The sequence below is a fragment of the Streptomyces sp. NPDC002602 genome, assembly GCF_042889445.1.
Lineage (GTDB): Bacteria > Actinomycetota > Actinomycetes > Streptomycetales > Streptomycetaceae > Streptomyces.
The window spans coordinates 326,187-340,683 of record NZ_JBIAQX010000004.1; the positions used below are offsets into that span (position 1 = coordinate 326,187).

Consider the following 14,497-nt stretch of genomic DNA (forward strand, 5'->3'; position numbering starts at 1 on the left):
TCTGTCTTTTGGGGGGTGGGGTCCGCGGGTTGGTATCGGCCCCGGCAAGGGCCCGTTTACCATAAAGGGCCGGGGCCCCCCCCCCGGGCCGGGGGGGGTGCGCCCCGGCCGGCGGGGGCCGCACGGCGTGCGCTCGTCCGTCGCGCGCGCCCTCGCGCGCGTCGGTGCTACTTGGGCATCAGGACGGTGTCGACGATGTAGACGGTGGCGTTGGCGGTGGGGACGTTGCCGCAGACCACGTTGGAGGTTCCGTTGACCTTGTAGGCCTCGCCGGAGCCCGCGGTGGTGATCTTGCCCTTCTCCAGGGTGTCGAAGGAGCCCGAGTCGAGCTGCTTGGGAGCGAGCTTCTGGCCGACGACGTGGTAGGTCAGGATCTTGGTGAGCATGGCCTTGTCGGCGAGGACCTTGTCCAGGTCGGCCTTCGGGATCTTCGCGAAGGCGTCGTTGGTGGGGGCGAAGACGGTGATGTCCTTCGCGTTGTTGAGGGTGTCGACCAGTCCGGCCTGCTTGACGGCCGCGACCAGCGTGGACAGGGCGGGGTTGTTGGAGGCGGCGGTGGCGACCGGGTCCTTGGCCATCCCGTCGAAGCTGCCCGCGCCCTCCTTCGGCACACCCGCACACGCCGGGCCGAACGGGGCGTCCATCGCCATGGCGGGCGTGGAGGCGGCGTCCGCGCCGGGGGTGGCCTGTTCGGAGGCGGCGCTGCCGGCGCTCGACTTCTCACCGGAGTCCGAGCAGGCGGCCAGCGCGAAGGGAAGGACCGATGCGGCGGCGACGGCGACGGCGGTACGGCGGAAACGAAGAGCCATCATGACGGTTGTTCTCCTTGGGATCATCCGGGGGTACTTCAGGGGGATTCAGGCATGGGGGTGGTACGGGAGGAGCGGTGTGGGGGTGGCGGCACCGCCGCCGGGTGGGTCAGGCGGCGGGAACCACGACCGGGTGCCGGCGGCTCGCGCGGCCGGTGGGGGGTCTGCGGTCCGGGCCGGGAGCACCGGTGGGTGCCGGGCCCGGCCGGTCGGGGGAACCCGGCACCGCCGAGGCCCGCGCGGAGTGCCCCGGCGCCGACGGGATGCCCCGAGGGGTCACCACCGTCCGGACGGGGACTCCGGACGGCAGAACTGTCGGCGCCGCCTGGGCGTCGCGCTCGATGGTGCTGCCGTTGTCGCTCACACCCGGTCTTCGGCGCCGGGGGGCGGGTGGATTGGTCATTCCTCCTCTCGGATGACAACCGATCATCGGGTTGACGTCTTGCGAGCCTTTCGGGAGTTCACCTGCCGCCCGGTTCCGGCGCAGCACCGCCGACAAGGGCGTATGGGCCGCAGGGCCCGGCGCGAGGAGAGGAGTCCGCGCGGGCTCCGGGGAGGGCCGCGCGGGTCCGGGGGCCGCACGGCGAGGAGACTCGGCCGACGGGGTGTCAGTGGGCGCCGGCACCCATGGGCCCATGCCTGATGACGGGGGGGCACGACCGGGCCGGGGACGGGGCCGAGCCCCGGGCGGGGGCGGTGTCCAAGCCCGGGGCGATGACATCGCGGCAGCGCGCCCACCCGGTTTCGCTTCCGATGACGGCGCCACGCGGTACCTCGCGCCGAGGGCCGTCGGGCCGGGGTGACCGTAGGGTGGTGGAAGGACTGCCCCGGTGGACGTGAGGCGAGGAGATTCCGGTGCGTGACGCAGACTTCTTCCGACGCTGGATGGACGCCGTCGCGTCCGTCGTCGAACGGGAGGCGGACCGGCTGACCGAGCTCGACTCCCCCATCGGGGACGCCGACCACGGCAGCAATCTCCTGCGGGGGTTCGTCGCCGTACGGGCGGCCCTCGAAGCCGAGAGCCCCGCAACGCCCGGCGCGGTGCTGCAACTCGCCGGCAGGACCCTGATCTCCACGGTCGGCGGCGCGTCCGGACCGCTGTACGGAACGCTGCTGCGCCGCACCGGCAAGGAACTGGGCGACGCCGCCGAGGTCTCGGACGAGGATCTGCGCAAGGCCCTGTACGCGGGGGTGGGCGCGGTCGCCCAACTCGGCGGGGCGGCGCCCGGCGACAAGACGATGCTCGACGCGCTGGTGCCGGGGGTGGCGGCGCTCACCACCTCGTTCCGCGCGGCCGCCGAGGCGGCGGAGAACGGGGCGCTGGCGACGGTGCCGCTCCAGGCGCGCAAGGGCAGGGCCAGCTACCTGGGTGAGCGCAGCATCGGGCACCAGGACCCGGGGGCCACTTCGTCCGCGCTGCTGCTGGGGGCCCTGGCCGAGGTCGCGGAGGCACGTGGATGAGCGCCGAACCGATGGTCGGAATCGTCCTGGTGTCGCACAGCGAGGGGGTCGCGGAGTCGGTGGCCGCGCTGGCCACGGGTCTCGCCGCGGGCGGCGCGACGGCCCTGGTGGCCACGGCGGGCGGTGGCCCCGACGGCGGCCTGGGCACCAACCCGGAGCTGATCGTGACGGCCGCCCGGACCGTGGACCGGGGCGCGGGCATCGCGATCCTGGTGGACCTCGGCAGCTCGGTGCTGTCGGTCAAGTCGCTGCTGCTGGACGAGGAACTGCCCGAGGGCAGCCGACTGGTCGACGCGCCGTTCCTGGAGGGGGCGGTGGCGGCCGTGGTGACCGCCTCCACCGGAGCCCCCCTGGACGCGGTGGCGGCCGCGGCCGAGGAGGCGTACGCGTACCGGAAGGCCTGAGCCCCCCGGCGCGTTCCGAACGTGACGCTTCAGCGGCCGCGCAGGGTTTCGATCTCGCGGCGCTCCCGCTTGGTCGGGCGTCCCGCGCCCCGGTCGCGGATGCCGACCACGGCCGCCTCGACGGGCGTGGGCGGCGGCGGACTGTTGTCGGTGAGGCATTCGGCGGCCACCGGGGCGCCGACCCGCTTGGCGACCGTCCGCCGCACCACCACGATGCGCTCGCGCCCCGCGTGGAAGAGTCGCACCTCGTCCCCCACCCGTACGGGCTGGGCCGGTTTGGCGCGTTCCCCGTTGACCTTCACGTGGCCCGCCCGGCAGGCGGTCGCCGCGGTCGAGCGGGTCTTCGTCAGACGCACGGCCCAGATCCACGCGTCGACCCGAACTGTTCCCGATCCCTCTTCAGCCATGCCCCGACTTTAACGAGCGGCTCGGGGAAAGCCGGAACGGCTTTTGGCGGAAACACCAATCACCATGGCATCTGCCATGTACATCGCCCCAATGGAATTGCAAATGCGCGACAAGTGCCCCTACCTTGTCGCCCATGCAGTCCTACACCATCGGACAGGCCGCGCGTCTGCTGGGCGTCAGCCCGGACACGGCGCGTCGCTGGGCCGACGCCGGCCGGGTCGCGACCCATCGCGACGAGGGCGGTCGCCGGCTGATCGACGGCCGCGCGCTGGCCGCCTTCTCCGTCGAGGTGGGCCAGGGAGCCCACACCGAGGACGAGGAGCCCTACACCTCCGCGCGCAACGCCTTCCCGGGCATCGTCACGGCCGTCAAGCTCGGCGACGTGGCCGCCCAGGTCGAGATCCAGGCGGGTCCCCACCGTCTGGTCTCCCTGCTCACCCGTGAGGCCGTCGAGGAGCTCGGACTGGAGGTCGGCATGCGGGCCACCGCCCGCGTGAAGTCCACCAGTGTGCACATCGACCGCACCTGATCCCTCCCTCGTGGCGGGTCACGGCGTCCCCGACCGACCCGCCGCCGATCAGCGGTCCCCGCACCACCGCTCAGCACCACCGAACGTCCCCACCCGCTCCGCCCGTCACCGGCGCGGGTCACCACCACGCGGTCCCGGCACCAGGCCGGCCGCCGACCCGACCGAGGAGCTCCTGCTCATGTCCCCGACGCTGAACCGCCGTCGTACCGTCGCCGCAGCCCTGACCACCGCCCTTCTCGTGCCGGTCCTGGCAGCCTGTGGCGGCGGTGACGACAAGAAGGACGAGTCGGCCTCCTCCCCGAGCGCCGCCCCCTCCTCCGCCGGCTCCGCCGCCCCCAAGGCCGCGAACCTCACCGTCCTCGCCGCGTCCTCCCTCACCGACGTCTTCAAGAGCGCCGGCGCCGCCTACGAGAAGGCGCACCCGGGCACGAAGGTCACGTTCTCCTTCGCCGGTTCGCAGGAACTCGCCGCGCAGGTCAAGCAGGGCGCCCCGGCCGACGCGCTGGTCACCGCGGACACCAAGACGATGGACGGCCTGAAGGCCGAGACCAACAGCCCGACCGTCATCGCCAAGAACCGCCTGGTCATCGCGAGCGCCAAGGGCAACCCGTTCAAGATCGACGAGTTGAAGGACCTCGCCGACACCAAGATCAAGGTCGTGCTCGCCGGGCCCGAGGTCCCGGTCGGCCGCTACAGCAAGCAGATCCTCGACGCCCAGAAGGTCGAGGTGAAGCCGGTTTCCCAGGAGCCCAACGTCCGCGCCGTACTGGGCAAGGTGGAGCTGGGCGAGGCCGACGCCGGTCTCGTGTACAAGACGGACACCCTCAAGTCCGGTGACAAGGTCGCCGTCGTCGACATCCCGGACGGGCAGAACGCCGTGGCCTCCTACCCGGCCGCCTCGCTGAAGGGCTCCAAGAACGCCGATGCCGCGGCCGCGTTCGTCGCCTGGCTGAGCACCCCGGAGGCGCAGAAGATCCTCCAGGACGCGGGCTTCCAGAAGCCGTAACGGGCCCCGCGCCCAATGCCGAGAGGGGTTGCCTGGTCCGGGGGGACAGGCGGCCCCTCTCGGCGTGTCCCGTCCGCGTGTCGTCCGTTCCGGCCGCGCCGTCCGCCCCCGTCGCCGTACGCTTCCCACCCGGCGAAACTCCCAGCCAGGAACCCCACATGACCAGAGTCCGTACCCGTGTCAGGCCGCCCGTGGCCCTGGCGCTGCCCGCCCTGCTGGCCGTCGCGTTCCTGCTGCTGCCCCTCGTCGGCATCCTCACCCGCACCCAGTGGGGCGAGCTGACCACCCATCTGACCAGCCCCGACGTGGTTCAGGCCCTCGAACTCTCGCTGGTCGTCTCCTTCTGGGCCCTCGGTCTCTCGCTGGTCCTCGGGGTGCCGCTGGCATGGCTGTTGGCCCGGGTGGAGTTCAAGGGGAAGGCGTTCGTCCGGTCGCTCGTCCTCCTGCCCATGGTGCTGCCGCCGACCGTCGGCGGTGTGGCCCTGCTGCTGGGCTTCGGCCGGCGCGGACTCCTCGGGCCCTGGCTGGAGGACACCTTCGGCATCACGCTGCCCTTCCACACCTCCGGCGCCGTCGTCGCCGCCACGTTCGTCGCGATGCCCTTCCTCGTCATCAGCCTGGAAGGGGCGCTCGGTGGACTGAAGCAGAGCTACGAGGAGACCGCGTCCTCCCTCGGCGCCTCGCCGGTCCGCGTGTTCTTCACCGTGACCCTGCCCATGGTGGCCCCCGGCCTGGTCGCCGGAGCGGCGCTCACCTGGGCCCGCGCGCTCGGCGAGTTCGGCGCGACGATCACCTTCGCCGGGAACCTGCCCGGCGAGACCCAGACCCTGCCGCTCCAGGTCTACCTGCTGCTCCAGGACAGCCCCGAGGCGGCCACGTCCGTGTCGCTTCTGCTGCTCGCGATCGCCATGGGCGTACTGATCGCCCTGCGCGGGCGGTGGACGGGAACCCCCGTCGCCCGCAAGGACGTCGAGACCCCCGCGGCGCCCGAGGACTCCCCCGCGGCCCGTGTTCCGCAGGCGCCTGCCGCCGCCGCGCACGAGGACGGCCGCTGGGCGTTGCACGCCGAGGTGACCGGCTTCAACCGGCTGATCCTCGACGCCGAACCCGGCACCACCATCGCCGTCGTCGGCGAGAACGGCGCCGGGAAGACCACCCTCCTGCGCGCGCTCCTCGGACTCACCCCGCGCGCCCACGCCCGACTCACCCTCGGCGACACCGACGTCACCGCCCTGCCCCCGCACAAGCGACACGTCGCCTGGGTCCCCCAGGACGGCGCCCTCTTCCCGCACCTCACCGCACTCTCCAACACCGCCTACGGGCTCCGCGCCCACGGCACGCCCCGCGCCCGCGCCCGCACGGAGGCCCGGCAGTGGCTCGACCGCCTCGGCGTCGGCCACCTGGCCCACCGCAAACCCGGCCAGCTCTCCGGCGGCCAGGCCCAACGCGTGGCCCTGGCCCGCGCCCTCGCCACCCGACCCCGGCTCCTCCTCCTCGACGAGCCCCTCGCCGCCCTCGACCAGACCACCCGGGCGCGCGTCCGCCACGCCCTGCGCACCCACCTCGCCGGCTTCGGCGGGGTCTGCCTCATCGTCACCCACGACCCCGTCGAGGCCGTGTCGCTGGCCGACCGGGTGCTCGTGCTCTCCGACGGCCAGACCCTCCAGGACGCCCCGCCCGCCGAGGTCACCCGCCACCCCCGCAGCCCCTGGGTCGCCCGCATGCTCGGCCGCAACGCCTGGCCGGGCACCACCACCGCCCATGGGCTGGCGCTCGCCGGAGGCGGCCGGCTGGTGGTGCCGGAGGCGCAGCCCGAGGGGGCGCCGGCGCTCGCGATCATCGCCCCGGAGGCCGTGTCGCTGCACCGGGACCGCCCGAGCGGAAGCGCCCGCAACGTCTGGCCCGGAACCGTACGGGAGATCACCGCGACCGGCAGCCGACTGCGCGTGCTGGTCTCCTCGCTCGAAGTGCCCGACCTGGTCGCGGAGATCACCCCGGAGGCGGCGGCCGAACTGGGCGTCGTCGACGGGGCCTCCGTCTGGTGCAGCGTCAAGGCCACCGAGATCACGCTGGTGTCGCTCTGAGCGGTGCCCGCGTCAGGGCGCGACGCCTCCGGATCCTCTCGGCCGCGGCGGCGATGGCACCGGCGCCGGCCCGGGCAGGATCGAGAGCCACTCCCCCGCCGCGAAGGCGTCGACTCCGATCAGGGTCCGGCCGGCGCGCCCGACCGTGACGGTCGGCACGCCCTCGGTGCGGGCGGCCGTGAAGCGGGGGGCGTCGAGCGTGAACAGGGCGGCGCGTTTCCCGGTGGCGCGCCGGAACTCGGCGAGGCGCCGGGTCAGCAGGGCGGCCTCGTTCCGGTCGACGGTGCTCGGCGCGTACCGCTGTACGACGGCCACCGCGCCCGTACCCGGCTCCCGTGCGGCGGCCGTGAGGGCGTCGGCGAGGACCCGCATCCGGTCCAGCCCGCCGCCCGCGTCGAGCGTACGGCGGCGACCGTCGAGCGGCACGAAGCGTACGCCCCGGTGTGTGAAGCCCGGGCGGCCGTCCACCCCGTCCAGGACGAAGTCCGCGCCGGCGCCCGGTACCCGCCCGTCCGGCGAGACCGCGAACCGCCAGGGCCGCGCGCGCACCCCGGCGGGCGTCGACACGACCGGGTCAGGGGGGAGGGTGACCCTCGGGGCGGATCCGGTCGGCGGGGTCTCGGCGGTCAGCGTGTCCAGCAGCAACCGGGCCGGGCCGCCCCCGTCGGTGGCCGACAGCCCGGTGAGGCGCAGCGGTGGCTCGGCCGTCGCCGGCAGCGGCAGGGTGATCCGGCGCCAGCCGGACCAGTCGGCGGCCGGTCCGCGCAGGGTGAGAACTGCCCCGTCCCCGTCGGCCAGGTGCACCACCGGTCGCGCCCCGGACCCGTCCCCGGCGACCCACAGGGACACCGAACGGGCCTGCTCCGGAAGGGGGATCGGGCGGGGGGCGACGGCGATGGCGGTCGGGGCCGGGGCGGGAAGGGTGAGGGCGATCCCGGTGCCCGGTCGGCCCTCGCCCGGGGCGGCGGTCGCACCCGCGCCCTTCCAGTGGCCGGCGTCCTCCAGGTCGGCGAGGGGCAGCGCCTCCAGGCCCGCCCCGAGGGCCAGTTCGGCGGTGGCGCCGGTGGCCGGGACGGTGAGGCGCAGCCGCCCGGTGGCCCGCGCGACCAGTGCCCGGACGGTGAAGCCGCCCCGCCCGTCGGGGGTGACCCGCCAGCGGGAGCGGTCGTAGCGCAGGACGGTGTCCCCGGGTTCGACGGTGGTCGCGCGGCCCTGGCCGTCGTACCCGGTCAGCTCGAAGCCGGCGCTCTCCGTCCGGTCGGCGAGCCCGATCCGGTCCCGGGTCGGGCGGATCCGGGTCAGCGGCCCGAGCACCTCCAGCGCCAACGAGCCCTCGGCCGGGCCGCTTTCGGCCGGGCCGGCGCCGGGCCGGGCCGTGCGGGCCCGTACGGTGACGGGCCCCGGCCGGGAGCCGCGCAGGATCCCGTCGGGGCCGATCCGGCCGGCGCCCTCGGCCGACCAGGAGGGTGTGCCGGGGGCCGGCCCGAGCGCGGGGTCGTGGCCGATGGCGGTCAGGGTGCGGGTCAGCCCGGGAAAGAGGCGGCCGGCGCCGCCGGCGGCCTCGATCCGGTAGCCGGTGAGCCGGCCGGAGCCCACCGGGGCGGTGAGCACGAGGCCGTTGGGGACCGGGCGGGGCTTCCCGTCCGACGGGGTGTTCTCCAGGCGCGGGGCGCTCGCCCCGGCGAGTGCGGCGAGGAGCGTCGAGGAGCCGCCGCCGTCCAGGTTGAGGGCCTGGTGGGATCCGAGCCGGTGCATCATGCGGCCGAGCCCGGTCAGGGTGAGTCCGCCGCTGGCCCGCATGCGGCCGTCCACGGTGACCAGGCGCAGCGACCGGCCGTCCCGCGAGAGGCCGACCGCCGTGCGCGGGGCGGCGGTGTTGTTCGGTTCGCCGTCGTGGTTCTGCGGGATCCCGGCCACGACGAGGGACTCCCGCCCGCCGACGGCCGCCAGGGGTACCGGTCCCGACTCCGGCAGCGGCGCGGCCGTGACGGTCACGGGATCCCCGACGCGCAGGGCGGCGAGTTCGGTCGCCGCCGCGCCGGCCGCGACCAGCAGGGTGGTGCCGGGGGCGGGGCGTTCGCGGCGCGCGGGCCGCCGCGGGACCGGTGTCGGGGCCGCGACGGCGACGCGGCCGTCGCGCAGTTCCACCGCCGGCCCGGTGTCCGGGAGTGCGGAGCCGGGCCAGTCGGCGGTGTACGCGGCGAAGCCCTCGGCGGGTGGCAGGGCGGCGTTGTACCCGGCCGGGGTGCGGACCGCACCGCCGGGCAGGGTGACGCTCCCGGTGAGACCGAGGCGCAGGACGCGGCCGCTGCCGTCCGGGGCGAAACCGACGGCGGCGCCGGGGCCGGGCGAGGCGGAGTGCAGCAGCCGGCCGTCCCGTACCCCGGGGCCGAGGGGGGCGCCGGTGCCCCGGATGTCGAAGAAGTCGCCGTTGACGGCTCCGACGACGCGGCGTCCCGGCCCGGCCGGGTGGTGGGCGACGGCCTGGGCGAGCGTCTCGGCGCCGTGCCCGCCCAGGTACTCGGCCCGTACCCCGCCGGGTGCGGCGAGGTCGACGACGAGTTCGTCGATCCGCAGCCAACGGTCGCTCTCCAGCCGGTCGTACGACTCCAGCCGCACGCCGGGGGCGACCGGGCGGGAGGTGCGGGCGGTCTCGATCCCGGCGTCGACCTCCGCGGCGAGCGCGGGCGGCGGAACGGCGAGCAGGGCGCCGCAGAGCAGCGGGGCGAGCAGGGCCGGCAGGGGCGACCGGGGGATCGACACCCGGGAAGGATTTCGCGGGTCGGCGCGGTACCGGGAGCACCACCCGGTCCGGGAACGGCGGGTTCAGCCATTCGCCGTGCGGCCGGGCGGCGGGCACCGCTACCCGGTCCGCCGCGGGACGATGAACTCGCACCACACGCACTTGCCGCCGCCCCGGGGTTCCACCCCCCAGTCGTCCGCGAGCCGGTCCACCAGCAGCAGTCCGCGTCCCGACACCGCCCAGTCCCCCGCCTCGCGCCGGTGAGGCAGGGCGCTGCTGGAGTCCTCGACCTCGATGCGGATCCGCCCCTCGGCGGTCAGCCGCAGGCTGACGTGTCCCGCGCCGTCGGTGTGCACCAGGACGTTCGCCATCAGTTCGTCGGCGGCCAGCTCGACCTCGTCCGCGCGCTCCCGGGCGCCCCAGGCAGCCACCGCGGCCCGGATCAGATGTCGGGCCAGGGCGGGGCCGTCAGGGTCGCCGGGGGCGAGTTCGTGGCGCAACGGGCCGCCTCCGCGCGGGGCGGGGGTGCCCCGGCGGCGCAGCAGGAGCAGGGCCATGTCGTCGCCGCCGCCCGCGTCGCCGACGAGGTCGCACAGCACGTCGGCCAGTCGCTCGACGTCGACCGGTCCGCCCCGGACGGCCTCCATGACCTCCCGCATGCCGGAATCGGCCCGGTCGCCGCGACGTTCCGTCAGGCCGTCCGTACAGAGCAGCAGGGTGTCGCCGGGGTGCAGTTCGACGCTGGTCACGGGGTAGCCCGTACCGGTTCCCGGTTCCTCGCGGGCGGGCAGGCCGAGCGGCAGTCCCCCGGCCACCTGGATCCGGTGGCAACTGCCGTCGCCGCGGCGGACGATCGGGTCGAGGTGGCCTGCCCGCACCAGGTGCAGCATGCCGGTGTTCAGGTCCACCTCGCCGTAGGTGCAGGTGGCGAACCGTTCCGTCGCGAGTTCCCGCAGGAAGGTCGAGGCGCGCGCCATCGCCGTGCCGGGCGTGTGTCCCTCGGCGATGTAGGCCCGCAGGACGATCCGCAACTGGCCCATGACGGCCGCCGCGTCGGTGTCGTGGCCCTCCACGTCCCCGATCACCACCCCGACCCGTCCCTCCCCGAGGGGGATCACGTCGTACCAGTCGCCGCCGATGTCCCGGCCCATCCTGGCCGCCCGGTACCGGACGGCGATCAGCGCGCCCGGCACCTCCGGGATCCTGCGCGGCAGCATGGCCCGCTGGAGCCCCTCCGCGAGGTCGTGCTCCTGTTCGAAGAGGATGGCCCGCTGCAGGCTCTGTGCGATGCCGCTGCCCAGGGCCACCAGCAGGTTCCGTTCCTCGGTGGTGAAGTCCCCGTCCCGGCTGTAGAGCAGCCCGAGCGCGCCCACGGGACGGCCCTGGGCGATCAGGGGCAGGTAGACCCCGCTGCGCACGTCCAGCGGTTCGATGTAGGGCCACAACTCCGGGTAGCGCCTCTGGAACTCCTCGCGGGACGCGACGTAGACCGTCTGGAGGGTCCGGACGGCCTCGCTCATCGGGAAGCGCGCGTCGACGCGGGTGTACTCGATCTCGGGCACGTAGGAACCGAGCTGTCCTTCGGCGACGAGGTGGACGCGGGCGCCGTCGACGACGCCGAGCATCACGCTGACGGCTCCGAGGTGCCCGAGGGCCTCGGGGTCCTTGAGCACGTCGGTCACGTCGTTGACCGTGCGCGCGTGGGCGAGGATCGCGGTGGTCCGTTCGACGACGCCGGTCATCCGGCGGCGCCCCTCGTTGCGTTCCCCGGCGGCGCCCGGCTCGACGGGGTCGTGGGCGGCGTCGCGGAGGATCCCGATGACCCGGTACGGACGACCGTCGTGCGGGTCCCGCAGGATGTGGCCCTGGATGTGGGTCCAGCCGAGGGTTCCGTCCCGCCTGCGACTGCGGAAGTACGCCCCGTAGTGGCTGCGGCCGTCCTTCATCGCCTGGGCGACGCGGGCGTCGATCCGCGACTCCTCGCCGGACACGAGACGGATGCGCAGTCCGGCGGGGGTCCCCGTGAACTCGTCCGGACGCAAGTCGAGGACCTCGAGGGCGGTGGGATCCAGGTGCATCCGTCCGCTGTCGAGGTCCCAGTCGAAGGTGCCCATGCGGTTGAGCGCGAGACTCGTGTCGGGCCGCGCGGGCCAGTCGACCTCGGGGGTCGTGATTCCCCGCTGGTCCATGCAGCCAGGGTCTCACTGTTCCCCGGCCCGGGCGCGCGGTCACTCCGTGCGGGGGTTCGCCTGCGAGGGGGGCGCGGCCGAGGACGGGGTGACCGGCGGCGTGTCCGACGGGGCGACGCGGGCGGGCGGCGAATCCGCCGGGGCCTCGCTCGGGGTGCTGTCGCTCGGTGCGCTGTCGCTCCGGGTGGTGTCGGCGGGCGAATCCGAGGCGGGCTCCTCCGGGGACTGCTCCGGGGATCGCCCCGGGGACTGCGCGGAGGACTCCGGGGGGCTGTCGGACGGGGTGATGCCGGGGGTGTCGCCCGGCGATCGCGTCGGGGTGTCGGTGTCCGTCGGCGAGCCGCTCCCGGGGGCCGTGGCGGTGTCCGAGGGGGCGGTGCCCGTCGGGGTGGGGGTCACCGGCGGGGGCACCGGCTTGTCGCGCTTGCCGTCGTGGTCGGCGCGGTCCCGTCCGTACCAGGTCCCGTTGTGGTGGTCGTAGATCACGAAGGTGTTCACGACCTTCACCGAGGGAGCGATGACCACCACCCGCTGGGGCCGGTACGAGGGCCACGACTGCCCGGTGCGCTTCGCGTCGGCCCCGAGCGCCACCGGCTCCCCCAGCGGATTGCCGCACGCGCAGCGCACCCGCGGCACCCCGCGGTCGTCCACCAGCACCGCGGTACCGGCCTGCAGCACCGCCTGGTAGGGGGTGGCCCTGCCGTCGCGGTAGCCGTGGTTGGTGACCCGGGTGTCCGCGCGCAACCGCAGGGGGGTCAGGGAGCGCAGGTAGGCGGGTACGGCCTCGGGTCGGATCCCGAGGGCGGAGGCGAAGGCGGTGTTCTTGGCCGGTTGCCCGGTCAGCGCCGTGATCTGTTTCCCGACGTCGCAACTGGCGGTGTTCCGGGTGCCCCCGTACAGCCCGGGCGCGGCCCCGCTGACGCTGCGCGTGACCGTCGCCCCGGTCGCCGGCGCGCTGTCGCTCGCGGTGGGCGGCGGGCTCTGCGACGGCGGTGTGGCCTCCTCGGCCGCCGTGGACTCGGTGAACGGGGCGGGTCCGGTCGCGGAGGCGGGCTGGAGGAAGACCTCCCCGCCGCCCGCCCGGGTGGAGGAGGGCGTGCCGCTCGGCCGGGTGAGCACCACCACCAGCGCCACGACGGCCGCCAGGGCGACGACCGCCGCGGCCAACCGGGGGCCGGAACGCCACCACGGGCCCTTGCCGGACGGCCCGGTGGGTGCGGGACCGCCGGGGCCGGCGGGCCCCCCGGGCGGTTGCTCGGGCGGGCCTCCCCGCCGCCCGCCCGACAGGGGGCCGGAAGGGGGACCTGACGGGTGCTCGGACGGCGACTGTGACGACCGCGGGGGCAGCGGCGGTTCCTGGCCGGAGGGTTGCGTGGTCACGGGCTCTTCTTCCCTGACGGCGGAGTTCCGGTCCGGGGCGGACGTTCCGTGGTGGTGTACGGAAATCTCCGGATTTCTTGCACTCTTGCGGACCATTGTGTGGGGCCTCCCGGTGGTGGCCGCAAGCCGAGGGTGCCTACCGTTGTCGGGTGAGCCGAACGTCAGCAACGACCTCCGGTGGTTCCGCGCGGGCTTGGCGTGACGCCCTGGTCGCCGTCGTGGCGGGTTTCGTGGTGATGATCGTGATCGCCTCGGCGGGATTGGCCTGTGCGGGTGCGGGCGACCTTCCGGAGGGTGCGTTCCCCCGGGTGGTCGCCGCCGTGGTCGTGATGGCGGCCGGCGGCTCGATCGCGGTGTCGGGCGGCGCCGGGTTCCTGGCCGAGGCCGACGTGAACCTGTCCGTGCTCCCGCTCTCGGTGACCCTGGCCGGCGCCCTGACGGTCGGCCTCTGCTTCCTGCGGCCCCTGCACAACCGGGCCGTGGCCCACCCGCGCGAACTGCTGGGGCGCATGGTGCCCTTGGTGGTGCTGTGGCTGCTCGCCCTCCTCGGCGTCGCCCTGATCGCCCGGCAGGAGTTCGGGATCTCCACCGGCGACTCCCCCGTCGGGGAGATCGGCGAACTCCTCGACGCCGCGCCGACGGTGGGCTTCCGGGCCGAGGTGCCGGCCACGCTGTTCTTCGGACTGCTCTGGATCCTGGGCCTGCTGTCGATCACCCTGCTGGTCTCCCGGCGTGCGCCGTTGCCCGCCGCACTGGTGCGCTTCCACACGGCGGTGCGTCCGGCCGCCTTCGCCACGGTCGTGCTGCTGCTGGCGTACGTGGCGATCGGTGTGGTCACCGGTCTGGTGGTGGCCGCCACCCGGGGGGACGCCGCGCAGACGTTCGCGGTGATCCTGCTGGGCCTGCCGAACCTGGCCTGGCTCGCGCTGACCCTGGGCTTCGGCGGGTCCTGGGAGGGCCGCGTGGACGGGCCGTTCGGGCTGCCGATGCCGCGGATTCTGGACCAGACGCTGCGCGGTCCCGACCTGTCCACGGTGGACGTCGCCTCGCTCGCGGAACACGACTCCCGGGCATGGTGGCTGGTTCCGGTGGCCGCCGTCCTGCTGCTGGGCACCGGGGTGCTGGCGGCCGTACGCTCGCCCGCGCACGTCCGGGCGCGACAGCACGCGCTGCACCTGGCGGTGGCCCTGGCGCCGGCGACACTGGCGGTGTGCCTGATGGCCTCCGTCCACGCCGAGTTCGGTCTGTCACTGCTCGGCATCGGCGACGCGGGCGGTCTCGGGGGCAGGGTCGAGCTCAGTCCGCACCTGTGGCGCAACGTCGGTCTGGCCCTGCTGTGGGGCGCCGTGGCGGGATTCCTCGGAGCCCTGGTGGCCCGCCCCCTGCGCCGCCGCGGCCGTGTGGAGCAGCCCTGATCCCCACAGGGATCGACCCCGAACCCGGCAACCGATGGGCCGTACGGGTGAAGAGCGGGATATCGGTTC

The 14,497-nt window shown here is 74.8% G+C and carries 11 protein-coding genes; 6 read left to right on the top strand and 5 right to left on the bottom strand.

Going from position 1 to position 14,497, the window contains the following annotated elements; genetic code table 11:
• Window positions 1-167 precede the first annotated feature (167 nt).
• Window positions 168-812, bottom strand: a complete 645-nt coding sequence (locus ACFYW3_RS14585) for a fasciclin domain-containing protein (RefSeq protein ID WP_389386435.1) — start codon at window positions 810-812, stop codon at window positions 168-170.
• 852 nt (window positions 813-1,664) lie between these two features.
• Here ACFYW3_RS14585 and dhaL point away from each other — a divergent pair.
• On the top strand, window positions 1,665-2,270 hold the full coding sequence (dhaL, locus tag ACFYW3_RS14590) for a dihydroxyacetone kinase subunit DhaL (protein ID WP_351763520.1): 606 nt from the start codon (window positions 1,665-1,667) through the stop codon (window positions 2,268-2,270).
• Window positions 2,267-2,674: a PTS fructose transporter subunit IIA gene (locus tag ACFYW3_RS14595; RefSeq protein WP_351763518.1), complete on the top strand. Its 408-nt coding sequence runs from the start codon at window positions 2,267-2,269 to the stop codon at window positions 2,672-2,674. The genes dhaL and ACFYW3_RS14595 overlap by 4 nt, the downstream gene beginning before the upstream one ends.
• 29 nt (window positions 2,675-2,703) lie before the next feature.
• On the opposite strand, the gene ACFYW3_RS14600 is transcribed toward ACFYW3_RS14595, so the two are convergent.
• On the bottom strand, window positions 2,704-3,081 hold the full coding sequence (locus ACFYW3_RS14600; RefSeq protein ID WP_053681862.1) for an RNA-binding S4 domain-containing protein: 378 nt from the start codon (window positions 3,079-3,081) through the stop codon (window positions 2,704-2,706).
• A gap of 134 nt (window positions 3,082-3,215) precedes the next feature.
• Between ACFYW3_RS14600 and ACFYW3_RS14605 the strand changes: the two genes are divergently transcribed.
• From ACFYW3_RS14605 to ACFYW3_RS14615, 3 genes are all read left to right on the top strand, one after another.
• On the top strand, window positions 3,216-3,611 hold the full coding sequence (locus ACFYW3_RS14605; protein WP_053681863.1) for a molybdopterin-binding protein: 396 nt from the start codon (window positions 3,216-3,218) through the stop codon (window positions 3,609-3,611).
• Between the two features lie 178 nt (window positions 3,612-3,789).
• Window positions 3,790-4,617 carry a molybdate ABC transporter substrate-binding protein gene (modA, locus tag ACFYW3_RS14610; RefSeq protein ID WP_389386436.1) on the top strand — a complete coding sequence of 276 codons (828 nt, stop codon included), beginning with the start codon at window positions 3,790-3,792 and terminating at the stop codon, window positions 4,615-4,617.
• A gap of 158 nt (window positions 4,618-4,775) precedes the next feature.
• Window positions 4,776-6,701, top strand: a complete 1,926-nt coding sequence (locus ACFYW3_RS14615; RefSeq protein WP_389386437.1) for an ABC transporter permease — start codon at window positions 4,776-4,778, stop codon at window positions 6,699-6,701.
• Between the two features lie 12 nt (window positions 6,702-6,713).
• Here the strand turns inward: ACFYW3_RS14615 and ACFYW3_RS14620 are convergent, their stop codons facing one another.
• The 3 genes from ACFYW3_RS14620 to ACFYW3_RS14630 form a co-directional block, all read right to left on the bottom strand.
• Window positions 6,714-9,464 carry a phosphodiester glycosidase family protein gene (locus ACFYW3_RS14620; RefSeq protein WP_389386438.1) on the bottom strand — a complete coding sequence of 917 codons (2,751 nt, stop codon included), beginning with the start codon at window positions 9,462-9,464 and terminating at the stop codon, window positions 6,714-6,716.
• Window positions 9,465-9,563: 99 nt separating this feature from the next.
• Window positions 9,564-11,633, bottom strand: coding sequence for a SpoIIE family protein phosphatase (locus tag ACFYW3_RS14625; RefSeq protein WP_351751317.1), 2,070 nt, complete (start codon window positions 11,631-11,633; stop codon window positions 9,564-9,566).
• Window positions 11,634-11,672: 39 nt separating this feature from the next.
• A complete protein-coding gene (locus ACFYW3_RS14630) occupies window positions 11,673-13,013 on the bottom strand; it encodes a DUF6777 domain-containing protein (RefSeq protein WP_389386439.1) in 1,341 nt (446 codons plus the stop codon).
• A gap of 149 nt (window positions 13,014-13,162) precedes the next feature.
• Here ACFYW3_RS14630 and ACFYW3_RS14635 point away from each other — a divergent pair, with 149 nt between their 5' ends.
• The gene (locus ACFYW3_RS14635; protein WP_389386440.1) at window positions 13,163-14,428 is read left to right on the top strand and encodes a streptophobe family protein; all 1,266 of its coding nucleotides are present in this window, start codon (window positions 13,163-13,165) and stop codon (window positions 14,426-14,428) included.
• Window positions 14,429-14,497 lie beyond the last annotated feature (69 nt).